We start from the raw sequence: 22,945 nt of genomic DNA on the forward strand, positions 1-22,945 counted from the left end.
CTCCTTGAAAGTGCGGTTGATTTTTTGGGTTGTTTTTGGTGCTATCCATAAAGCCTGTCGTTACGAAAGATGTTATGAAATATTAAATTCTAATGACAAAAAAGGCGACCAAGCATTTGCCCGCCGCCTTTTCTAGGCTAATTATTTCGTACCGTAAGTATCGCCTAATTTCGCTTTGTGTTTGCCTTCTTCAATCATCACGATGAAGAGCAAGATAACTGCTAAGATACCACCGCCGATCATGACATAGAAACCGCCGTCCCAACCGTAGTATTGTGCTGCCCAACCGATAACTGCTGATGCAGACACGGTACCGCCTAAGTAACCGAATAAACCGGTGAAACCTGCTGCGGTACCTGCCGCTTTTTTCGGTGCAAGTTCAAGGGCGTGTAAGCCGATTAGCATTACAGGGCCGTAGATTAAGAAACCGATTAGGGTCATCAAAATAAAGTCGGTTAATTGGTATGGGTTTTCATACCATGCGCTGTAGTTTGCAAGCTCAGTTTCCGGTGTTGCAGGGTTCATCCAGTATGTGGCTACCGCTGCGGTGGTTAAAATCATGAAGATGAAACCGGTTAGGCCACGTTTACCTTTGAATACATGGTCAGATACCCAACCACATAATAATGTACCCGGAATTGCGGCTAATTCATAAATGGTGTATGCCCATGCGGTACCTTTGATGTTGAAGTGTTTCACTTCACTTAAGTAAACCGGAGACCATTTCAATACACCGTAGCGGATTAAGTAAACGAATACGTTAGCAATGGCGATGTACCATAACAATTTGTTCTTCAACACATAAGTCAAGAAAATTTCTTTTGCGGTCAAGTCGTTTTCGTAAGTTTTTTCGTTATAGTCATCCGGGTAGTCGTTACGCCATTTTTCGATGGAGGGTAAACCACAAGATTGTGGGGTATCACGCATCATGAAATACACCGGAATCGCGCAAATCATTGCGGCAATACCCGGATAGTAAAGGGATTGTTGCCAAATGTCTTTTGCTTGCGCTTCAATACCGTGTGTACTGAAGAAGATTGCACTTGCCAATAACACCATCGCACCCGGCATCATACCGCCGATGTTGTGCGCAGTATTCCAAATTGACACGATAGTCCCACGTTCGGATTTAGACCACCAGTGAACCATGGTACGCCCACATGGAGGCCAACCCATTCCTTGGAACCAACCGTTCAAGAAGATCATTACCCACATGATGGCGATACCGGAGGTCGCCCATGGGAATAAACCCATTAAGGTCATACAAAGACCTGAAAGCAATAAACCGAACGGCAAGAACACGCGCGGGTTAGAACGGTCTGACATCCCCGCCATCACGAATTTTGATAAACCATAGGCTAAACCTGCAGCAGAACCGATAACCCCCAGCTCGGCCTTTGAATATAAACCGGCTTGAATTAAACCCGGCTGTGCCAAATCGAAGTTTGCACGCACAAAGTAATAAGCAGCGTAGCCAAAAAAGATCCCGGCAAATACCTGCCAACGAAGACGTTTATAGGTGGAATCAATTTTGTCTGCCGGCAATTCCGCAATGTGTGGAGCCGGTTTAAATGGACCAAACATAAAAATTCTCCAAATGTTCATTAAGTCAAATTGTCTTTTGTGAAAAGCACGGTGGAATAATAAAAGAAATCCAAAAACAGAAAAGAATATTTATGGGATTTTGTGAGAAGTATCACAAAAATACCTGTCATTTGATCGTATGCGAAATGATAAAGCGCAAAAACCAAAAATAAATATTCCTTTTTGCGCATAAAATGTAGGGAAGTATGAGAATAAATAATTAGTTTTAGATTTTTGGCAAAGAAAAAGTGCGGTTGTTTTTCAAAGTGTTTTTTGAGGAAAATACTCAACGATAAGACGAAAAGGTTTCCGCCTTATCCGCGTGAGATGACATTATTTTAAGCGCTGTCGCACGATTTCAAACAAACACACGCCGGTGGCAACGGAAACATTGAGAGAAGAAACGGAACCCGCCATCGGAATACTGATTAATTGGTCGCAGTGTTCGCGGGTTAAGCGACGCATTCCCTCGCCTTCCGCGCCCATCACCAGGGCTAATGCGCCGGTCAGTTTAGTTTGATACAAGGTTTCCGTAGCTTCTCCCGCAGTACCGACAACCCACACATTATGCCGTTCCTGCAACTCACGCAAGGTGCGGGCAAGGTTAGTCACCCGAATAAGCGGCACATTCTCCGCCGCACCGCACGCCACTTTACGCGCGGTGGAATTTAATTGCGCCGATTTATCTTTCGGCACAATCACCGCATTCACGCCCGCTGCATCGGCGGTACGCAAGCAAGCGCCCAAGTTATGCGGATCCGTCACGCCGTCCAATACCAACAATAAAGGCGCATTTTGCTGTTCCAGCAAACGATCCAAATCATGCTCGTTTAATTCCGGTAAGGAATGCACGCGCGCAATAATGCCTTGATGTACTTCGCCTTCGGCTTTTTTATCCAACGTTTGACGGTTTAAAAATTGAACGGAAATCCCCAACCGCTGAATGTCATTAATTAACGGTTGCAAACGTTGATCATCGCGTCCTTTTAGCGCCAGGACTTCAATTAAACGCTCCGGATAATTGGTCACAAACGCCTTAACGGCGTGGATGCCATAAATGGTTTCACTCATGCTTTGTTCTTCGCCTTCTTATTTTTAGCTGCGGTTTGCGGTTTCGTTTTAGAAACGCCATTATTTTTGACCGCACTTTTCTGTGGTTTCGTTTTTTTCTTTTCAGCGGCTTGCTTTGCTGTTGCGTTTTTGGACGCCGTCTCGGCTTTCTTCGCTTTGGTTCTCGCCGTTTTGCCGCTGCGTCTCGGTTTACGTTCGCTGGCGATCAAAGCAAAATCAATTTGTTTTTGTTCCAGATTCACCGCTTCCACCCGCACTTTCACCGCATCGCCGATACGAAAAATCATGCCGCTGTTTTCGCCGATAAGACGCTGTTTCGGCATATCGAACAAATAGTAATCATTCGCCAACCCGGAAATATGCACCAAGCCGTCGATGAATAAGTCGTTTAAGCGGACAAAAAAACCGAAACCGGTGACAGAAGAAATCACGCCGTCAAATTCTTCGCCCACATGATCCTGCATATATTCGCATTTCAGCCAGTCCGCCACTTCTCGGGTGGCGTCATCGGCACGGCGCTCGGTGGTGGAGCAATGGGCGCCGAAGACATCCATTTCGTCAAGTTGATAATGGTAGCCGCCGGTGTCGGTAGTTTTGCGTTTGGAACCTTTCTTTTTCGCCAACAAGTATTTGATACTGCGGTGTAAGGTCAAATCGGGATAACGGCGGATGGGCGACGTAAAATGCGCATATTCGCTCAATGCCAAGCCGAAATGCCCGATGTTGTCGGCGTTATACACAGCCTGGCTCATGGAGCGCAATAGCATGGTTTGAATCAATTCGCGATCAGGTCGCGCCTTGATTTGTTCCAGAAGCGCGGCATAATCCATCGGCGTCGGTTTATTGCCACCACCCAGCGTTAAACCGCATTCCGCCAAGAAACTGCGAAACGCCGTGAGCTTTTCTTCTCCCGGCAAGGCGTGAATGCGGTACAACGCCGGTTCCTGATTTTTCTCCATAAAATTGGCGGCGGCAATGTTCGCCAGAATCATACATTCTTCAATGATTTTATGGGCATCGTTGCGCACTACCGGCTCGATGCGTTCAATACGTCCCAAGGCGTTAAAAATAAATTTGCTTTCGATGGTTTCAAATTCGATGGCGCCACGCTGCTGACGGGCTTTTACCAGCGCCCGATACATCTCGTGCAGCGCCTCTAAATGCGGCACTAAAGGCGCATAACGCTCGCAAAGTGCGGTGTCTTTTTCCAGTATTTTTGCGACCTTGTTGTAGGTTAAACGGGCGTGGGAGTTCATCACCGCTTCGTAAAATCGGTAGTCCGTCATTTTACCTTTGGCGGAAAGCGTGATTTCACACACCATGCACAGCCGATCCACCTGCGGATTTAAGGAACATAGCCCGTTGGAGAGTTTTTCCGGCAACATCGGCACCACCCGATTCGGGAAATACACGGAATTGCCGCGATTATACGCTTCCTGATCCAAAGCGCTTTTAGGTCGAACGTAATAGCTCACATCGGCAATCGCCACCCACAATTTCCAGTCTTTGCCTTGTTTTTGGCAGAACACCGCGTCGTCAAAATCGCGGGCATCTTCGCCGTCAATGGTCACCAGCGGCAAATCGCGCAAATCCACGCGTCCGCGTTTTGCCTCTTCCGGCACCTCTTCCTGCCATTTTTTAAGTTGTTTTTCCACCGCACTTGGGAATACATGAGGCATGTCATGCTTGCGAATGGCAATTTCCACTTCCATTCCTTTTGCCATGCTTTCACCCAGAATTTCCGTGATTTTACCGATCGGCTGGAAGAACGGCGCGGTGCGAGGATTCAGTTCCACCACCACGACCTGCCCCATGCGCGCGCCAAGGCGGGCTTCTTCGGGGATCAAAATATCACGTGTAATACGGCTGTCATCAGGCACCACATAACCGATGCCTTGTTCTAAGAAAAAGCGACCGACAATTTGTTTTTTATTCGCTTCCAATAAACGCACGACGCGTACCTCAGGGCGACCTTTGCGATCAAATCCGTTGGCTTGCGCCAGTACATAATCGCCATGCATAATTTTCTGCATTTGCACATTCGGAATGAAAAAATCCTCTTTTTTCCCTTCCACCTGCAAAAAGCCAAAACCCCCGATGCCCAATAACCACACCTTTGAGCAAATCCAGTTTTTCCGGCAAGGCATAGCGTTTGCGCTTGGTAAACACCAGTTGCCCGTCATTTTCCATGGCGCGTAAACGACGACGCATAGCTTCCTGTTGTTCACCGTTGGAAATCGCAAGAGCGGCAAAAATCTCTTCTTTGCTCATGGGGGAGTTTTGCTTGCGGATAATTTGCAGGATAAATTCGCGGCTCGGAATCGGGTTGTCATATTTTGCCAATTCCTTTGCGTAATTCGGATCCTGCAAAGAGGATTTATTGTGTTTTTTCGCCATAATTTTTCATCAATCAAATAAAGTGCGGTCAGTTTACACCCTGTTTTGACTAAAGCAAGGGAAATGATGTGGTAAACGCGTTCCAACAATATTTGAGAAACCTTGAACGTAAAGGTTTTGCTCAGATTTTTTTACCTTATTTATACAAAATTTTCTGTTATAACCCCGCATTTTTTGGTACATTTAGCACAATTTTTTTGACGCTCAAATGTGAGCATTCTTTGTTCAATTCAGCTAAACGGAATTCCTATGTTATTTAAAAAAATTCGCGGTCTATTTTCGAACGATCTTTCTATCGACCTGGGTACGGCAAACACCCTTATTTATGTAAAAGGTCAGGGCATTGTCCTTGACGAACCTTCCGTAGTAGCCATTCGCCGCGACCGCAGCGGTTCCCTAAAAAGTATTGCCGCCGTCGGTAAAGAAGCGAAACAAATGTTGGGCCGTACGCCAAAAAGCATTGAAGCCATCCGCCCGATGAAAGACGGAGTTATCGCCGACTTCTTCGTCACCGAAAAAATGTTACAGTATTTCATCAAACAAGTGCACAGCGGCAATTTCATGCGTCCGAGCCCGCGCGTATTAATTTGCGTACCGGCAGGCGCCACCCAAGTAGAACGTCGTGCCATTAAAGAATCCGCAATCGGTGCCGGCGCCCGTGAAGTGTATTTAATCGAAGAACCGATGGCGGCGGCAATCGGTGCGAAATTGCCGGTTTCTACCGCGACCGGTTCCATGGTGATCGACATCGGTGGCGGTACCACCGAAGTTGCGATTATTTCCTTAAACGGTATCGTCTATTCTTCTTCCGTACGTATCGGCGGTGACCGTTTTGATGAAGCCATCGTGTCTTATATCCGCAAAACCTTCGGTTCCATTATCGGCGAACAAACCGCCGAACGAATCAAAAAAGAAATCGGTATCGCCTACATTCAGGAAGACGATGAAATCAAAGAAATGGAAATTCACGGTTCTAACATTGCCGAAGGCGCGCCACGTTCCATTACGCTAAATTCCCGTGATGTGTTAGAAGCGATTCGTCAACCGCTTAGCGGCATCGTTGCCGCCGTACGCACAGCGCTTGAAGAATGCCAACCGGAACACGCCGCCGATATTTTTGAACGCGGTATGGTGCTAACCGGTGGCGGTGCGTTATTACGCAACATTGATGTGTTATTAGCCAAAGAATCCGGCGTACCGACTATCGTTGCGGAAGAGCCGTTAACCTGCGTGGCACGCGGTGGCGGTGAAGCACTGGATATGATCGATATGCACGGCGGCGATATTTTCAGTGATGAAATTTAATTTAAGCTAAACTCAACGAAAAGTGCGGTGAATTTTAACCGCACTTTTATTTAGCCCGGATTAAACAGAATGAAACCCATATTCGGTAAAACCCCTCCCTTAGGATTAAAACTTTTTTTTGCGGTCACCGCCTCTATCGGTTTAATCCTCTCCGACGGTCAAACTGCCACCATGATTCAAACCCGCGGTTTTCTTGAAACGGCGGTGGGCGGGCTTTATTATCTAGCCAATACGCCGCGTACCGTACTGGATGGCGTGTCCGACAATTTGGTGGATACCAACAAGCTGCAAATCGAAAATAAAGTCTTAAAAACGCAGCTACGCGAAAAAAATGCCGATTTGTTATTGCTTGATCAGCTTAAAGTGGAAAACCAACGTTTACGTTTGTTACTCAACTCGCCCCTACGCATTGACGAATATAAAAAAATTGCCGAAGTGCTTACCGCCGAAATGGACATTTACCGCCAGCAGGTGGTTATTAATCAAGGGCAGAAAGACGGCGCTTATGTAGGACAACCCATCATTGATGAAAAAGGCGTGGTGGGACAAATTATTTCTGTCGGTGAAAATACCAGCCGCGTGCTGTTGGTTACCGATGTAACCCATGCTATTCCGGTACAGGTATTGCGTAACGATGTGCGGCTGATCGCCAGCGGAACCGGACACAGTGACGAACTGACGCTGGATAATGTGCCCCGTTCGGTGGATATCGAAAAAGGTGATTTATTGGTAACGTCAGGGCTAGGTGGGCGCTTTTTAGAAGGCTACCCGGTTGCCGTTGTAGAGTCAATCTCCCGCGACGGACAAAATTACTTCGCCACCGTCACGGCAAAGCCTTTGGCATCCATTGATAAATTACGCTATGTACTTTTACTCTGGCCAACCAATGAAGATATGCGTAAAGCGAAATCCATCACGCCGGAAGAGGTCCGCAAAGCAGTGCAGCTACGTTTAGAAAATCAAGGTAGTGAAGCCAATAAAGTGAAAAAAGCCGTGGTACCGACTGAGAATAATGAGACGCTAAATACGTCTACTGATACGCCGGAAGATCCCCAACCGGAAACAGTGCCTGATACTTCGGGAGAAAATAATGCACCTGCACCGGTTATTCCGAGCGAACAACCACAGAGAGAAGAAAATTAATGGAAGGTCGTTTTATTTTTCAATGTTTCGTATTAAGCACGATTTTTATCATCGCCTTGGTGATGGAAATTGCGCCTTGGCCTGTAGGTTTTCAAAGTTTCAAGCCGACATGGATCGTGTTGGTTTTCACTTACTGGACATTATCTATTCCACATAGAGTCAACATCGGTCAGGCATTCATTATCGGTATCATTTGGGACATGGTACTTGGTTCAACCCTTGGTATTCACGCATTGGTTCTTTCCGTTTCTGCTTATTTAATCACTACCTACCACCTGATTCTGCGCAACCTTTCCTTATGGATGCAAAGCTTGTTAGTTGTCGCATTAGTGTTTGCCGTTCGTTTAAGTATTTTCTTTATCGAATCGCTCCTGCACGACGCCAGCTTTAATTGGCAGGAAATTTTCGGTGCCTTAATCAGTGGCATGCTCTGGCCATGGATGTTTTTATTATTAAGAAAGGTCCGCTACCGGTTGGGAATTGATTAACGAATTGAAATAACGATTCGGCGTTAAAACGCATTTTTTTATGGCCGCACTTTATGTAGCTATGTAACGAAAAAGGCTTGGAATTCCCAAGCCTTTTTTGGTTTGTAAATTATTCGCCCAAACGTTCTTTGATACGGGCAGATTTGCCTGAACGTTCGCGCAGGTAGTAAAGTTTTGCTTTACGCACGGCACCCTTACGTTTCACAGCGATGCTGTCAATGATCGGAGAGTGGGTTTGGAATACCCGCTCAACACCAACCCCGTTGGAGATTTTGCGTAGAGTGAATGCGGAATGCAAGCCACGGTTACGAACTGCAATAACCACGCCTTCGAACGCTTGCAAACGACGTTTGCTACCTTCAACAACCCATACTTTAACTTCTAATGTGTCACCCGGACGGAAGCTAGGTACGTTTTGTTTTAACTGTTCTTGTTCAAGTTGTTTAATGATGTTAGACATTTTTTGATCCTTTTTGATCCTAGATTTAACTGAATTTACCGTTATATTCGGCTTGCGCCTGTTTTAACAGCTTACGTTGTTCGTCAGTCAGAGCTAGACCTTCCAGTAGCTCAGGGCGTCGTAACCATGTTCTCAATAACGATTGTTTTAACCGCCATTTGCGAATTTCTTCATGGTGTCCCGACATCAGCACGGGAGGCACGGTTAATCCGTCAAGCACTTCAGGGCGCGTATAATGCGGGCAATCAAGTAATCCGTCGGCAAAGGAATCTTCCTCGGCGGAAGCCTGTTTGCCAAGCACACCGGGAATAAAACGGGCAACGGCATCAATTAACGTCATTGCCGGCAATTCACCACCGGTTAATACATAATCACCCACCGACCATTCTTCATCAACCACGGTTTCAATCAACCGTTCGTCAATGCCTTCATAGCGGCCGCATAACAAAATCAATTTCTGATTTCGGGCTAATTCCTCTACGCCCGGTTGGTCGAGTTTGCGACCTTGCGGCGAGAGATAAATCACTTTTGCGCCTTCACCTGCTACCTTTTTTGCTGCGTCAATGGCATCCTTTAACGGTTGCACCATCATCAGCATTCCAGGACCTCCGCCGTAAGGGCGGTCATCTAAGGTTTTGTGCTTATCGTGCGTAAAATCCCTCGGATTCCAGCACTGCACTTGTAACAGGTCTTGCTTAACAGCCCTGCCGGTTACCCCGTATTCCGTAATTGCTTTAAACATTTCAGGGAACAGACTTATTACCCCAATCCACATAATTTAGCCTTATTTCATTGAGCCTTATGTTAATAAGCGCTACGGCATACCTGAGATTAGAAACCAGCGTCCCAATCCACTGTAATCGTCTTAGTGGCGAGATCGACTCTTTTAACTACTTGTTCATACAAAAACGGAATTAACCGTTCTTGTTTTCCGAAAGCATCTTTTACGTTGGCTTTGACCACCAACACATCATTGGAACCGGTTTCCATCATTTCGGTTACCTTTCCCATGGCATAACCTGCCAGATTCACCACGGCACAACCGATTAAATCATGCCAGTAGTAATCGCCTTCTTCCAGCTGCGGAAATGCGGATAAATCCACACCGATTTCCACATTTGCCAGAATTTGCGCCGCTTCACGATCATCCACGCCTTTTAATTTAACGATCAGCTCGTGATTATGATAACGCCAATTTTCCGGCTCTGTCGGCTGCCATTGCCCCTTGATTTTTAAAAACCAAGGTTGATAGTCGAAAATGCTTTCAGCTTGTTCTGTGGATGAATAAATGCGTAACCAACCGCGAATACCATAAGTCGAACCTAATTTGCCGACAGTTTCGATTCTTTGTTGTTGCATCTTCATCACCTCTTAAAAAGTAAAATTAAGCGGCTTTTTGCACTTCTTTTACTAAACTCACAACGCGATCGGATAATGAAGCACCTTGTCCAACCCAGTGGTTAACACGGTCTAAATCAATACGAACACGTTCTGCTTTACCTTGTGCGATTGGATTGAAGAAACCAACACGCTCAATGAAACGACCGTCACGCGGTGAACGGCTGTCAGCAACAACGATTTGGTAAAATGGGCGTTTTTTAGCTCCGCCACGAGATAAACGAATGGTTACCATAACCTTCCTCTAATAATTTGATTACAAAAAGAAAACCCTCAAATATCGAAAGTTAAATGAGAGTTAAACTTACTTTTTTCTCTGTATATATAGACAAAAAGCCTGTGGATTTTACTCTTTTTCGCATAAAAAGCAAGCTGAAATCCATGTTCAGGCTTGGTGGGAATAGGATTTTTTGCAATGAATGTGAAAAAAAGTGCGGTTGTTTTTCCGAGTGTTTTTTAAGGCGTCATTTCTACAGCCTTAACATCTGTTTAATCAGTTGTTCTTTTCACAGCCTATTTATCTGTTGCCGACAGACCAAGCCCGATGATCGCCACTGAATACCTGCCTCAGTAACAACATTTTAGCTACTTCCACTTTGCCTTCGTAATAACACAAATAACGATATTCGCCGAAATCAAAGCAGGATTGTTAATATTGTAAAATTTCCTGTTCTAAAGGCAAAAACACCAACACGCATCCGGGCTGAGAACTTGACTTTTGGCTCAATTAAGCGCGTCCGCCATCAGTTTTTCAATATCGGCAATTTCTTTCGGCGCAGCGGAGGTGAGGTTTTTGTTGCCGTAGTCGGTAATCAGCAAGTCATCTTCAATACGAATGCCGATGCCTTTGTATTGTTCCGGAATATCCGCGTCTTTGGATAAATACAGCCCCGGTTCCACCGTAATCACCATGCCCGGTTCCAATGTGCGACTGCGGTTTTCGCCGTAATCACCCACATCATGCACATCCAAGCCGAGCCAATGCCCTAAGCCGTGCATATAAAATTCACGATAGGCTTTTTGTTCGATCAATTCATCCACATCGCCTTTCAGAATGCCTAAACGTACCAAACCTTCGGTTTTAATGCGAATCACTGCTTCATTGACTTTCGCAATGGAGCTGCCGGGCACCAACAATTCAATGGCGCGTTTTTGCGCTTGTAGTACGATGTCATAAATGGCTTTTTGCTCCTCGCTGAATTTACCGTTCACGGGGAAAGTGCGGGTAATGTCTCCCGCATACATGGCGAATTCGCAACCTGCGTCAATCAGCACCAAATCGCCGTCGCGCAACGGCATATTGTTTTCCGAATAGTGCAAAATACAGGCATTTTCGCCACCTGCGACAATGCTGTTGTAAGCCGGATAACGCGCGCCGAAGCGGTTAAATTCGTGCAAAATGTCGCTTTCCACTTCGTATTCCAAACGGTTCGGACGGGTTTGTTGCATGGCTTTAATATGCGCCAACGCGCTGATTTGCCCCGCTTGCTGCATCAGCGCAATTTCATTTTCCGATTTGAACAGGCGCATTTCGCCCAGCATGTGTTTCCAGTTAAAAACGCCGGAAAATTCCACCGCACTTTGCTCCAGCAGCGCATCGCCCCAAGGTTGCTGCTTCGGTGCGTAGTAAAGTGCGGTCTGTTTTTGCGCTAAATTTTTAAACTGCGGAACGAATTCTTCAATCGCATAAGCGCTATCCACCAACAGGGTTTGTAGCGCATTTTCCATGCCAAGACGGCGCCCGTTCCAAATTTCCAACAATTTATCGGACGGGCGTAAAAATATCATCGCTTGTTGTTCGCCTTGCTGTTTACGCAATAACAACGCGGCATTCGGTTCATTAAAACCGGTTAAATACCAGAAATAACTGTCCTGACGGAACGGGTAATCACAGCCGTCGTTGCGACGACGTTCAATATCGGAAAACACCAAAAACAGGGAATCTTCCTGCATCTGTTCAAACACTTTAGCCCGGCGTTGCGCAAATTCTTCCGGCGGTAACGCAGCCATGTACGCGAGATCCATAGTTTGTCCTTAATTAATGTAAAGTCGGTTGTTTTTCTTCAGTTTGATTAATTTGATTAAAATGGGTGAAAAATAACGTGGCGATAGTACGCATATATTCTACAATGTCTTCTACCGCCTGTGCCAGTTCCTCCGGGTCATCTTCTTCCTCGTCATAACCTAATTGGCAAATGTCATGTAAATCATCCACCGCTTCACCGATGTCGCCTTTTTCTTTGTCCAAATGCGGTTGCGCCAAACCTAAACCGAGCAAAAAGTGGTTCGACCATTCCGCCAAACCGTCCGCCTGTTCGAACACATTTTCCGTTTCCGGCAGGCAAAGCTCAAAATCAAAACTTTCATTGTCGGCTAATTGGCGGCGAATTTGCCGGTAAATGTCGCTAATGTGCTGCAAAAGTGCGGTAGGATAGGCGTGGTTATCATTGGTGAATTGGTACAGCAACGGTTGCCAGCTTTGATCCTGTACACCGCCGCAAATTAAGCCGCTCAAAAAACCGTGTAATTCGGCGGCGGAAAGCGGAATGGAAGCTTGACGGAGTTGTTGATTCAGGTGTTGATAAGAAATTGTTGTCATTGAAATTATCCTTGTTGAAATTGCCCTTAGTTTATCACTCTTCACGCAAAGCGACCAATATTCCGCAGGGATTTTCAAGAGAATTTGCGAACGCTCACAACCGGTTTAGAAATTGGCAAGCTTTTCCGCCTGTGGCATAATACGCGCAATTTTGATTAATGGATTTGGGGCAAAAAATGTCATCGACTAAAAGTATTGAAATCTCCGTATTAGGGCAGCTGTTACGTTTAAATTGCCCGGAAGAACAACATGACGCGTTACGCAGCGCCGCCCGTGAATTGGATCAGCGCGTATCGGAAATGAAAGAACGCACCGGTATTCTGCAAGTGGATAAAGTGCTTTCCATCGTCGCCCTGAATTTAAGTTTTGAACTCATGCAGGAACAGAAAAAAACCCATTTAATTGAAGATGTGTTGAAAAATAAAATCCTGCGTCCGTTGGATCATTCCCTCGAAAATATCGGTGCGCCAAAGTTCAATTCCTGAGAATTTCATCGTGATTTCAGATAACTAAAAGTATTCTGAGAAAAAGAATTTGTGCTAGTCATTAAACGTAATTTCGAGTAGTATTAAATAAAAGAATTTCCTGAGGTGTTCGCCAGTGGGTTACGTCCCTGAGCCGATACTTTTAATCTTATGAATTGGTTTCCTGTCATTGGTGTGCAGGCTTAGCTCGACTAAGAAGCCTAAAAATGATTTCAACTAATTCCCTTGAACCGTAGGGTTCAAGGACCGACCACCCGCAACGGCACCTCGGGGTCTCCTACCAAATAATACCTATGCAAGCACTTCCCTCAACCGCCACAGTTCGTCAACAACTTCGTCAGCAAATGCGAAAAACGCGCCGAAAACTGACCGCACTTCAACAGCAACAAGCCGCCCAAAACATCACCGAACAGGCGTTAGCGCTCATTGAACAACATCATGCGCAACATATCGGACTTTATCTTGCTTTCGACGGCGAAATTTCAACGCAACCGCTCATTGAACGATTATGGCAGCAAGGCAAAAATGTTTATTTACCGGTGTTACACCCCTTCTGTCGCGGGCATTTGTTATTTTTGCGCTATTTGCCCGACACGCCGATGAAGCGGAATAAATTCGGCATTTTAGAACCGCACTTGAATGTGCAGAATGTGTTGCCCCTGGCACAGTTAGATATGATTTTCACTCCGTTGGTGGCATTTGATAAACAGGGCAATCGCCTTGGCATGGGTGGCGGGTTTTATGATCGCACGTTACAAAATCCACAACATCGTTTCATTGCCGTGGGTTTGGCGCATCAATGTCAACAAGTGGAAACGTTGCCGGTAGAAAGTTGGGATGTTCCGCTGGAACATATTTTGGCGGGATAAAAAACAAAACCTCCGAATTTTCGGAGGTTTTTTTGTTATTGCTGTGGCGCTTGAAGTTCCGGCTCTTTCGGTTTTTCCGGCTCGTCAAATTTCTTGCCTTCGTTCGCCGCAATCACTTGCGCCGTTTGATCCGCCAAGTGTTTCAAGTTCATCTTTTCATAAGACTCCTTCATTAACGGCAGCGCGTCCAGCGTGGCTTGTGTGTCCGGATACAGTTTCAACATCGACACCACGCGGTTTGCCGTCGCCACGTAGGCATCCCGTTTAAAATAGAACTTGGCAATTTCCAATTCATGACGGGCAAGGCTGGCTTTAATGTAAGTCATACGCGCCAACGCGTCCGGCGTATAAGGGCTGTTCGGGAAGTGATTGACTAAATTCTGGAAGTTGGCAAAAGCGGTTTTAATTGAGGTGTTCTCACGGGTGGCACGATCCACGCCGAAGAAATCCTGGAAGAAATTATCACCCAAGGCGGAATTGGTTAAACCTGCCATGTAAAGGGCATAATCCAAATGACTGCTGTTCGGGTAACGCTGAATGAAGCGGTCGATAGTCAGCAAAGTTTCGCTGTAATCCTGAGATTTGTAGTACGCGTAAATTAAATTTAGTTGCACCTGTTCGCCGTAGGAACTGCCCGGGAAGCGGTTGCTCACCGCATTAAAATAACGAATGGCTTGAGTATAATCGCCGTCCTGCAAATAGGTTTGCCCGGTAGTATATAAGGTTTGCTCAGGGGCTTGTTCCACGTTTTGTTTTGAGCCGGAACAACCCGTTACCGCCAACGCCATGGCAGCAAGCAATGCAAAGGATTTAAGTTTACGCATTGAATAGAATCCTTATTTTTACGAAAAATGATAAATGGGTTACAATTGCCCGATATTGTATAGAACATTGCTAAATAAGCAAACTTGATTAACGGATTTTTTATTTATGGCACAAATTACTCTATCGGCGACCGTGCAATCGCATCAAATGGGACAACGTTTAGACCAAACCCTGGCGGAATTGTTCCCCGACTACTCCCGCTCCCGTTTAAAGACTTGGATTGAGGAAGATCTGGTGCTGGTCAACGGCGTTGTGCAAAATGTGCCGCGCAGCAAAGTTTACGGTGACGAGCAAATTGAAATTACCGTGGAAATTGAAGACGAAACCCGCTTTGAGCCGGAAAATATTCCGTTAAATATCGTGTATGAAGACGACGATATTTTGGTCATTAACAAACCGAAAGATCTGGTGGTTCACCCGGGCGCCGGCAACCCGAGCGGTACGGTGCTGAATGCGTTGTTATACCATTATCCGCCCATCGCCGAAGTACCGCGCGCAGGCATCGTTCACCGTTTAGACAAAGACACCACCGGCTTAATGGTAGTAGCAAAAACCATTCCCGCGCAAACCCAGTTGGTGCGCGACCTGCAAAAACGCAAAATTACCCGCGAATACGAAGCTGTCGCCTGCGGCATTATGACCAAAGGCGGCACGGTGGACGAACCCATGGCGCGCCACCCCACCAAACGCACGCACATGGCGGTACACCCGATGGGCAAACCCGCCGTGACCCACTACCGCATTATGGAACGTTTCCGCGATTACACCCGTCTGCGCTTGCGTTTGGAAACCGGACGCACCCACCAAATCCGCGTACACATGGCACATATCGCCCATCCGCTACTTGGGGATCAAACCTACGGCGGTCGTCCTCGCCCACCGAAAAATGCAAGTGAAGAGCTGATGAGCGTATTACGCCACTTCAAACGCCAAGCACTGCACGCCGTGATGTTGCGCCTCCAACACCCGATTAGCGGCGAAATGATGGAATGGTACGCGCCACTACCGGAAGATTTTGTGGAATTAATCACCGCGCTGAAAGCGGACTATGTGTTACACAAAGACGAATTGGATTATTAATATGCACGCAATCAAACCCAACTGGAACGCACCGCAGCAGATTCGGGCGTTCACCACCCTACGCCATGGCGGTGTGAGCTCAGCGCCTTATGACAGCTTCAATTTAGGCGATCACGTGGGCGATGATAAAAACGCCGTGAAAACCAACCGCACTTTATTGGTGGAAAAGTTTCACCTGCCGCAAATGCCCCTTTTCTTAAACCAAATTCACAGCACCAAGGTATTAAATCTGCCTTATCAGGGTGAAGATCTGAACGCCGACGCGGTTTACACCGACCAACCGAACCAAGTCTGTCTGGTGATGACCGCCGATTGCTTGCCGGTGTTATTCACCAATCAAAACGGTACGGAAGTCGCCGCCGCCCACGCCGGTTGGCGCGGATTATGCGATGGCGTACTAGAACAAACCGTCGCCCGATTCCGATGCCCGCCCGCTGAAATCTTAGCCTGGTTCGGACCGGCAATCGGACCGACCGCGTTTCAAGTAGGACAGGATGTAATCGATCAATTCGTAGCGCAGGATCCCAACGCCAAACAGGCATTCATTGCCGATCCGAAAGAAAACGGCAAATTCCTCGGCAATTTATACCAAATCGCCACCCAACGTCTCAACGCCCTCGGCATTACTCAAATCAGCGGCGGCGAACATTGCACTTACCTTGAAGCGGATAAATTCTTTTCCTATCGGCGGGATAACGCCACGGGCAGAATGGCGTCGCTGATTTGGATTGGGGAATAAAATCCCCAGTTTGATCTAAATGATGAGTTAGCCAGGGTTAAGTAATCTTTCCCCCTCTTAGGGAATATAAAACGGGAATGTAAAACAGCCCCAAAGGGGCTGCTGAATCATGCGTAACCGTGGGTAAGAAATTACCCACGGTAATTCAAAATCCATCGCGAATTTCGACCGCACTTTTTTATCTCAATTAACGCTTTCCCTTCCGCCTGTTTGATTTCCGGGGTGGTGTATAAGCGATGTTTATACAAATAACTGCCTAACAGCGCGTGCGCCAAGGCTTCTTTCACCATAGCCGGCGGCACTTCCGCTTCCGTTAAGGTTTCGGTGGCTTTGTCGTAGCGATACGTTTTGGCACCCACTTTCGGGAATTGAATCACCACGTCGTTACCATGCATGAGCGCCTGCACTTGGTCGTATTGCATGATGGCACGGTTCGGATCATTCGGTTTGGTGAGGTCGTAGCCAATCATCGGATAATCGCCGCTGATACCCGCCAAGGAAAGCAAAGTGGTCGGCATATCAAATTGGCTGACCAAACGGTTATCGCGGCGTGGTTCAATGCCGTCGCCCAGAATCAACGCCGGAATGTGGAAATGTTTAATCGGCATCAGGCTGGCACCGGCAACGCGGGAATCGTGGTCGGCGATCACCAGGAAAATGGTGTCTTTCCAATAATTGGATTCCTTCGCCAATTTAAAGAAATGTCCGATGGCGTAATCGGCGTATTTTGCCGCGTTGTTGCGGGTGGCTTTCGGTTGTTCGTAAAGCTCGATTTTACCATCCGGGAACTCGAACGGGTCATGGTTGCTGGAACTGAACACCAGGCTGAAGAACGGCTTGCCTTCTTTTTGTAATTGGGTGAAGGTCTCGTTGGCTTTGGTGAACAAGTCTTCATCGCTCACGCCCCAAGTGCCGGTAAAGGTCGGATTTTGGTAATCCATTTGGTCGATAATGCGTTTGAAACCGTTGCCGTAGAGAAAGCCCGCCATGTTGTCGAAATGCTTTTCCCCGCCGTAAATGAAGGAGGTGTCATAGCCCCGTTGGCTTAATAGCTGCGCCAAGGTGAAGAAACCGTTTTGGCTGTTATTCAGTTTCACCACGGCACGTGCCGGTGTGGGGGTGAAACCGGCGGGTACCGCTTCAATGCCGCGCACGGAGCGGGTACCGGTGGAATATAAATTATCAAAGAGCCAGCCTTGTTGCGCCAGCTTGTCAAATTCCGGCGAAAGCGGCAAACCGCCTAAGGTGCCGACAAATTGCGCACCGAAACTTTCTTCCAGAATAATCACAATATTTTTCGGCTTGCCCTGATAAGTGGCTTGGTTACGGGTCAGCGTCGGGAATTCATCGGAAATATAGGCTTCCGCCGGGCGACTGCCGCTATTCTTGATAATCTCCAGCATTTCCGCCGTTTCCATTTTGCCGTAGGCTTCGGAGGAAGTGCCTTCGTCTTTAAATTGCTGCGCCGCATAAAGCACGGAATAGCCCGAATTCAGCACCAAAGAATTGACCATGGCATCGGAAGAAAATGCCACCATCGCCGGGTTAATGCCGCGATGTTGCAGGCTGGAACGGGCGCCGAGAAAACTCACGGCAATCACCAATAACGCCACTAACGGGCGCCATTTCCAGTTCATCGGCTGCAAATCACGCACCGCACGACCGGTAAGTTTCCAATAAACCACCGCGGCAATTATCGTGAAAACGAGGCTTAAAATGACCGCACTTAGGTGCCCTTCCATCAGCATGGAAAACACTTCTTTCGGGTAAATCAAATATTCGATGAACAGACGGTTCGGACGATAATCGTAGGTGTTGATGAAGGCAGGCGTGGAGAGTTCCATAAACAAAATGAACACGCTGCCGACCGTTAACCAGGCGCGTAAAATGCCTTTCCAAATACGTCCTAACGCGTTGTCGTGATAGAACAACACGCTAAACAGCGCCGGCACACCGAACAGGTAGCACAAGGACACAATATCCATGCGCAAGCCTTGTAAAAACAGCTCGCCCCAGCCGTTGACCACGCTGACGCGCTCCATTTGCCATACAGACAACCCAAGGCGGGACAAGGTGAAAACGATCAGGTTAAGAAAACAAAAGAGAAAAATCGGATATAGCAAAGTATGGGCTTTTTCCGTTTTAAAAAGTTGACGTGACATTACAGTCTCCAAATGTAATAAATCCGCTTCCATGAAGCAGGTGAGCGGATGAAATTATGATTATTCGATCCAATGAACAATTTCATTAAGCGGTTTGCGCGCTTTCGGGCAGATGTCTTTAGCGCGATAGCCGAATGTTGCCGCCACGGAAACCGCGTATTTGTTCGCATCATAAGCGCCGGTTTGCGCCAGAATACGGTTTACTTCCGCATAGTTAAAATCTTCAATCGGGCAACTGTCGATGCCGATGAGTGCGGCGCCGGTCATCATGTTGGCAAGGGCGATATAGGTTTGTTTGCTTGCCCAGTCGAATAAAGTGCGGTCGTTTTCTAAGACGTTTATATCTTCTGTTTGAAACTTTTTATAAATCGCTAACGCGTTTTGTAATTGTTCTTCATTTAAGCCGCGACGTAATAAATTATTGCGAAAATCTTCCGAATCATAACGGGCGTTTTTATTGGCTAAAATCACTACCACATGGCTGGCGTCGTCTAATTGACTTGCCATGCCCCAGCTTACCGGTTTTAAGGCCTGGCGCAGTTTGGGATTTTGGATCACCAAAAACTGCCAAGGTTCGGAGCCGACGGAGCTTGGCGACAAGCGTCCGAGTTCTAAAATATAGTCAAAATCCTCTTTGCTGATTTTACGGGCGGGATCGTAATAACGCGTAGCACAGCGAAAATGGAACGCGTCTAATACCTGCTGTTTGGTCACGCTCATGGAGGTCTCCTTTCAATAACATAATGAGAAATAAGAATAAGTTGTCATTCGGCTGCTCATTTCCCGCTTATTTCGCTTTTTGTCCGGCAAAAAACGTTCTCATTTCTGACCGCACTTTTACGGCGTTAAATAGGGTTCAATTTGCGTCGGAATGACTTTAGGACTAGGAATTAGAACTTGTTTATGGCGATTAAGTTCGCCTTTTTCCAGCATAATGCTGCTTTTTGGCACTTTGAAGAGTTTGCTGAGGAACTTGAGAAGATGGGCGTTTGCCTGCCCATCCACGGGCGGAGCGGTAATGCTGATTTTCAGTTCATCGTCATGCAATCCGACAATCTGATCTTTGGCGGCTTTCGGTTGTAAGAAAATTCTCAGGCGCAAATCCGCGCCGTTTCGTTCCACTGCCGTCATGCCGTTTACCTTAGAAGTGACCCTTAAAACGCAGCGGCGACCCAAAGTCCGCCGAACAGGTCATATAACACGCGATTAAGCAGATACAACACAAAAACCACCACCATCGGCGAAAAATCGATCATGCCGGTATTCGGCAGAATTTTACGAACGGGGCGTAACACGGGTTCGCTTAATTGATATAAAAGATATTGGGTTTGACCGGCACCGCGATTAAACCAGCTTAAAATGGCGCCCACCAACAATACATAAAAAATCGCTTCACCGATGCTATGCACCACGCTTAACACGCCGATAATGGCATATTCAAACAGGGACGCACCGCCGATGGTGCCGAACGGATTCAACAACGGAAATTTCACCAACCCTAAAATAAAACACGCCAATAAGGCAGCGGTATTTACGCCTTTGACCGTCGGTGCGAGCTTGCTTAACAGTGTTACCACCGGCTGAGTGGCTTTGACCAGGGCTTGCGATAACGGATTGTAGAAATCCACGCCCGCCAGTTGAAACCAAGTGCGTAAAATTAAAATGAAGCTATATACGCTAATTGCCGTCGCAATAAGAAATTGAATTGAATTCATGCTGTTTCCTTAAAATTATAACCAGCCTTTACGTTTGAAATACCAATACGGCGCAAACGCCGCCAGCGCCATTAACCCCAGCGCCATCGGATAACCGAATTTCAATCCCAGCTCCGGCATATCGCTGAAGTTCATGCCGTAGTTGGATGCCACCAATGTCGGCGGCAGGAAGATTACCGACACAACGGAGAAGATTTTAATAATGCGGTTCTGTTCGATATTAATGAAACCCATTGCCGCTTGCAGTAGAAAGTTCACTTTTTGGAACAGGGATTCATTATGCGGTTGTAAGGACTCAATGTCTCGTAAAATTTCACGCGCCTGCTCTAACTGGTTCGCCGGCAAGCGGGTTTTGCGCACCAAAAAACTTAACGCGCGCTGCGTATCCATCAAACACAAACGCACTTTGGAACTGGTGTCTTCTTGTTCCGTTAAAGTCGCCAGGGCTTCGTCAAAGGCTTCCCCTTGGGTGCCGTCCAACACCACACGACTTAATTTTTCCAAATCCGCGTACACGTTTTCAATGACATCCGCCAGCTGCTCGATTTTGGTTTCAAACAAATCCAACAATAATTCATAAGAATTACATTCAATTAAACGCTGATTGCGGGAACGCATACGATATAAACGGAACGCCGGCAATTCGCGATCGCGCAGAGTAAACAAACGCCCGTCGCGAATAGTGAACGCCACACTGGCTAAATCCGCATAATCGTTTTCATCTTCACAATAAAAGAAGGAGTGCAGGTGCAAACCGTCTTCATCTTCAAAAAAACGTGCGGACGCTTCGATGTCTTCCAATTCCAGAAAGGATGCCAAACTCTGACCCAAACTTTCCTGTAACATATCACGCTCTTCCACGGTCGGTTCCAGTAAATCGATCCAAATGGCGGTATTTAACGGCTCGGTGGTTTCATCAATGCGAACCAAACGAGCATCTTCAAGGGCAAAGGCATTTATCATTTTGTCATACTCCCGATTGGATAATGCACAACGCGATGAACAACGATCAAACGAATAAATTACAGACAACAGCGAAAGTATTCACAATCAAGTCCGGCTTGATTGTTCCCCCTTCGGGGCCGTCGGCAGAGCCGACGTTCAAAAAGCGTTACTTTTTGTGCGGTCATTTTTACGTGTGTTTTTTGACGACCAAAAAGTGAGCTGTAATCGATGAATTTTTTGCAAATTTTCGCTTGACGAAAAAGATGCCGAAAAAGAGAAAGGTAAAAGATACTTACCCGCGAAACCATCGCCGATAAGTGAGACGGGCGATAGTTACAGTGAAAACTCCGTTCGGTATCGACTGTGACTGTCCAAAGTGTGTGTCCTCTTGTTACTAAATCGCGCGCAATGTTACGCCTGAACGCCAGATTCGTCAAGGTGTTATACTTTGAAAAATCAAATTGGCTTTTCTACAACAAGCCCTCCTAACAAAACCTTTCAGACAGAAGACAATACCATGGAATTTGATGTACAATCACCAAAGCCAGCACGCTATTTTTTGTATGGACTTTAGACAGGTTAGATGGAATTTTCGAAATAAACACAAGGTGGGTTTGATAACTCACCTAAAAAATACCGAAAAAACCGACCGCACAACAAGCAACGTTTTTTGAACGTCGGCTATGCCGACGACCCCGAAAGAGGAACAATCAAGCCGGACTTGATTGTGAATACTTTTTTATTCTACCTTCCACCAAATCAGCCCCCATTTGCGTTGTCCATGCACAATGGGTTCGTTGTTCTGTTGTTTTTGACGATAAAATGCCGCCAGCCCCTGCTTTTCTTTTTCACTCAATTGCCCTAGCGAAAATTCAACGGAGTTGAGTAAATCCTCGTAGGTCTCGCCCATAAAACGACCGGGTTCCGTTTCGATGAAATTCAGATTAGCTTGAATGCCTTTTTGGTAAAGCCGATTAAGCAAATAAATATAACTCGGAAAGCCGATGTCTTCGCGCCCGATAGCACTGAAAACCCCGTCATCTAAAAAATGCCGTTGGGTGATAGACGTAAGATAAACACGTTTTTTGGCTTTGGCGCGGAGTTTGTCGATCATATCGTCCAAATCATCCACCAAAGTGGAACGCGACGCCAAAACCACATCCGCCTGCGGCACATCCGTCCAATCCTCCGCCCAGGAACGGTGAATTAAGCTGATATTTTCCCGTTGCAGCTTTTGCTTATAATCCGCCAGCACATCAAGCATTCCCGCGCTGTAATCCAACGCGTAGACCTGTTGGCATTGCTGTGCCAAAGGAAGAGCAAACGTACCCGGCCCGCAACCGATGTCCAGCACGGTTTCATGCGGCTGCACCTGCATGGTTTGCAGCAATTGCTGATTGTAACGGCTGGCTTTGCCTACCAGATTTTCCGCCATCTTCGTTGCTTTTTTATCCCATTTTTCCGATGGCAAATTGTAATGATGGCAAGCGATAAGATGTTGTTTATAGAGTTCGTTGAAATCAATGTCGTCAATAGTCATTTTTTTCCTAAAAGTGCGGTCGTTTTCGGGAATGAATTTTACTGCAATGCTATATGCTTTGAAATATAGCGTGAGCAAGATTTACGCCATAAAAAACCGCACTTTGATTACTCAAAAGTGCGGTCGGTTCTACAAACAAT

At 46.6% G+C, this 22,945-nt stretch carries 22 protein-coding genes, 1 other RNA gene and 1 pseudogene; 8 read left to right on the forward strand and 16 right to left on the reverse strand.

Annotation, left to right across the window (positions count from 1 at the left end; translation table 11 throughout):
• Positions 1-141: 141 nt before the first annotated feature.
• The 3 genes and pseudogenes from glpT to rnr all read right to left on the reverse strand — a co-directional run bounded on the left by glpT (position 142) and on the right by rnr (position 5,052).
• A complete protein-coding gene (glpT, locus tag DK423_RS04475) occupies positions 142-1,584 on the reverse strand; it encodes a glycerol-3-phosphate transporter (protein WP_032996507.1) in 1,443 nt (480 codons plus the stop codon).
• 333 nt (positions 1,585-1,917) lie between these two features.
• The gene (gene rlmB, locus DK423_RS04485; protein ID WP_005555842.1) at positions 1,918-2,655 is read right to left on the reverse strand and encodes a 23S rRNA (guanosine(2251)-2'-O)-methyltransferase RlmB; all 738 of its coding nucleotides are present in this window, start codon (positions 2,653-2,655) and stop codon (positions 1,918-1,920) included.
• Positions 2,652-5,052, reverse strand: a pseudogene (rnr, locus tag DK423_RS04490) (ribonuclease R). The gene rlmB and the pseudogene rnr overlap by 4 nt, the downstream one beginning before the upstream one ends.
• Before the next feature lie 249 nt (positions 5,053-5,301).
• Here rnr and DK423_RS04500 point away from each other — a divergent pair.
• The 3 genes from DK423_RS04500 (at position 5,302) to mreD (ending at position 7,988) form a co-directional block, all read left to right on the forward strand.
• Complete coding sequence (locus DK423_RS04500; RefSeq protein ID WP_005555846.1) at positions 5,302-6,357, forward strand: rod shape-determining protein; 1,056 nt, start codon at positions 5,302-5,304, stop codon at positions 6,355-6,357.
• 69 nt (positions 6,358-6,426) lie between these two features.
• Positions 6,427-7,500, forward strand: coding sequence for a rod shape-determining protein MreC (gene mreC, locus DK423_RS04505; RefSeq protein WP_005555848.1), 1,074 nt, complete (start codon positions 6,427-6,429; stop codon positions 7,498-7,500).
• On the forward strand, positions 7,500-7,988 hold the full coding sequence (gene mreD, locus DK423_RS04510; RefSeq protein WP_005544893.1) for a rod shape-determining protein MreD: 489 nt from the start codon (positions 7,500-7,502) through the stop codon (positions 7,986-7,988). Before mreC ends, mreD begins: the two co-directional genes overlap by 1 nt.
• Positions 7,989-8,097: 109 nt before the next feature.
• On the opposite strand, the gene rplS is transcribed toward mreD, so the two are convergent.
• The 6 genes from rplS to DK423_RS04545 all read right to left on the reverse strand — a co-directional run bounded on the left by rplS (position 8,098) and on the right by DK423_RS04545 (position 12,445).
• The gene (gene rplS, locus DK423_RS04515) at positions 8,098-8,448 is read right to left on the reverse strand and encodes a 50S ribosomal protein L19 (protein ID WP_005555850.1); all 351 of its coding nucleotides are present in this window, start codon (positions 8,446-8,448) and stop codon (positions 8,098-8,100) included.
• 25 nt (positions 8,449-8,473) lie between these two features.
• A complete protein-coding gene (gene trmD, locus DK423_RS04520) occupies positions 8,474-9,223 on the reverse strand; it encodes a tRNA (guanosine(37)-N1)-methyltransferase TrmD (protein WP_005555853.1) in 750 nt (249 codons plus the stop codon).
• A gap of 56 nt (positions 9,224-9,279) precedes the next feature.
• Entirely contained in the window at positions 9,280-9,807 is a 528-nt protein-coding gene (rimM, locus tag DK423_RS04525; RefSeq protein ID WP_005555855.1) for a ribosome maturation factor RimM, read from the reverse strand.
• Positions 9,808-9,832: 25 nt separating this feature from the next.
• Entirely contained in the window at positions 9,833-10,081 is a 249-nt protein-coding gene (gene rpsP / locus DK423_RS04530) for a 30S ribosomal protein S16 (RefSeq protein ID WP_005555856.1), read from the reverse strand.
• Between the two features lie 488 nt (positions 10,082-10,569).
• Positions 10,570-11,871 carry a Xaa-Pro aminopeptidase gene (gene pepP, locus DK423_RS04540; RefSeq protein WP_005555858.1) on the reverse strand — a complete coding sequence of 434 codons (1,302 nt, stop codon included), beginning with the start codon at positions 11,869-11,871 and terminating at the stop codon, positions 10,570-10,572.
• Between the two features lie 13 nt (positions 11,872-11,884).
• Complete coding sequence (locus tag DK423_RS04545) at positions 11,885-12,445, reverse strand: YecA/YgfB family protein (RefSeq protein ID WP_005555860.1); 561 nt, start codon at positions 12,443-12,445, stop codon at positions 11,885-11,887.
• A 176-nt stretch (positions 12,446-12,621) separates the two neighbouring features.
• On the opposite strand from DK423_RS04545, the gene DK423_RS04550 reads away from it, so the two are divergent.
• The 3 genes from DK423_RS04550 (at position 12,622) to DK423_RS04560 (ending at position 13,799) form a co-directional block, all read left to right on the forward strand.
• Positions 12,622-12,930 (forward strand): cell division protein ZapA, encoded by a 309-nt coding sequence (locus DK423_RS04550; RefSeq protein ID WP_005589964.1) that lies wholly within the window; start codon positions 12,622-12,624, stop codon positions 12,928-12,930.
• Between the two features lie 94 nt (positions 12,931-13,024).
• A non-coding RNA gene (gene ssrS / locus DK423_RS04555) (6S RNA) lies at positions 13,025-13,208 on the forward strand.
• Positions 13,209-13,223: 15 nt separating this feature from the next.
• Positions 13,224-13,799 (forward strand): 5-formyltetrahydrofolate cyclo-ligase, encoded by a 576-nt coding sequence (locus DK423_RS04560; protein WP_032996509.1) that lies wholly within the window; start codon positions 13,224-13,226, stop codon positions 13,797-13,799.
• Between the two features lie 35 nt (positions 13,800-13,834).
• Here the strand turns inward: DK423_RS04560 and DK423_RS04565 are convergent, their stop codons facing one another.
• Positions 13,835-14,623 (reverse strand): outer membrane protein assembly factor BamD, encoded by a 789-nt coding sequence (locus DK423_RS04565; RefSeq protein ID WP_005555867.1) that lies wholly within the window; start codon positions 14,621-14,623, stop codon positions 13,835-13,837.
• A 106-nt stretch (positions 14,624-14,729) separates the two neighbouring features.
• Here DK423_RS04565 and rluD point away from each other — a divergent pair, with 106 nt between their 5' ends.
• Both rluD and pgeF read left to right on the forward strand, forming a co-directional pair.
• Positions 14,730-15,704 (forward strand): 23S rRNA pseudouridine(1911/1915/1917) synthase RluD, encoded by a 975-nt coding sequence (gene rluD / locus DK423_RS04570; protein WP_061886088.1) that lies wholly within the window; start codon positions 14,730-14,732, stop codon positions 15,702-15,704.
• A gap of 1 nt (position 15,705) precedes the next feature.
• Complete coding sequence (gene pgeF / locus DK423_RS04575) at positions 15,706-16,443, forward strand: peptidoglycan editing factor PgeF (RefSeq protein ID WP_005555870.1); 738 nt, start codon at positions 15,706-15,708, stop codon at positions 16,441-16,443.
• Positions 16,444-16,574: 131 nt separating this feature from the next.
• On the opposite strand, the gene DK423_RS04580 is transcribed toward pgeF, so the two are convergent.
• The 6 genes from DK423_RS04580 to DK423_RS04605 all read right to left on the reverse strand — a co-directional run bounded on the left by DK423_RS04580 (position 16,575) and on the right by DK423_RS04605 (position 22,805).
• The gene (locus tag DK423_RS04580) at positions 16,575-18,605 is read right to left on the reverse strand and encodes an LTA synthase family protein (RefSeq protein WP_411431036.1); all 2,031 of its coding nucleotides are present in this window, start codon (positions 18,603-18,605) and stop codon (positions 16,575-16,577) included.
• Between the two features lie 60 nt (positions 18,606-18,665).
• Positions 18,666-19,325 carry an NAD(P)H-dependent oxidoreductase gene (locus DK423_RS04585; protein WP_061886089.1) on the reverse strand — a complete coding sequence of 220 codons (660 nt, stop codon included), beginning with the start codon at positions 19,323-19,325 and terminating at the stop codon, positions 18,666-18,668.
• A gap of 117 nt (positions 19,326-19,442) precedes the next feature.
• The gene (gene yggU / locus DK423_RS04590) at positions 19,443-19,736 is read right to left on the reverse strand and encodes a DUF167 family protein YggU (protein ID WP_061886818.1); all 294 of its coding nucleotides are present in this window, start codon (positions 19,734-19,736) and stop codon (positions 19,443-19,445) included.
• 23 nt (positions 19,737-19,759) lie between these two features.
• Positions 19,760-20,320, reverse strand: coding sequence for a YggT family protein (locus DK423_RS04595; protein ID WP_005555879.1), 561 nt, complete (start codon positions 20,318-20,320; stop codon positions 19,760-19,762).
• 15 nt (positions 20,321-20,335) lie between these two features.
• A complete protein-coding gene (gene corA / locus DK423_RS04600) occupies positions 20,336-21,283 on the reverse strand; it encodes a magnesium/cobalt transporter CorA (protein ID WP_005540755.1) in 948 nt (315 codons plus the stop codon).
• A gap of 721 nt (positions 21,284-22,004) precedes the next feature.
• A complete protein-coding gene (locus DK423_RS04605; protein WP_061886817.1) occupies positions 22,005-22,805 on the reverse strand; it encodes a class I SAM-dependent methyltransferase in 801 nt (266 codons plus the stop codon).
• Between the last annotated feature and the right edge of the window lie 140 nt (positions 22,806-22,945).

This window comes from Aggregatibacter actinomycetemcomitans, from assembly GCF_003130205.1.
GTDB lineage: Bacteria > Pseudomonadota > Gammaproteobacteria > Enterobacterales > Pasteurellaceae > Aggregatibacter > Aggregatibacter actinomycetemcomitans_A.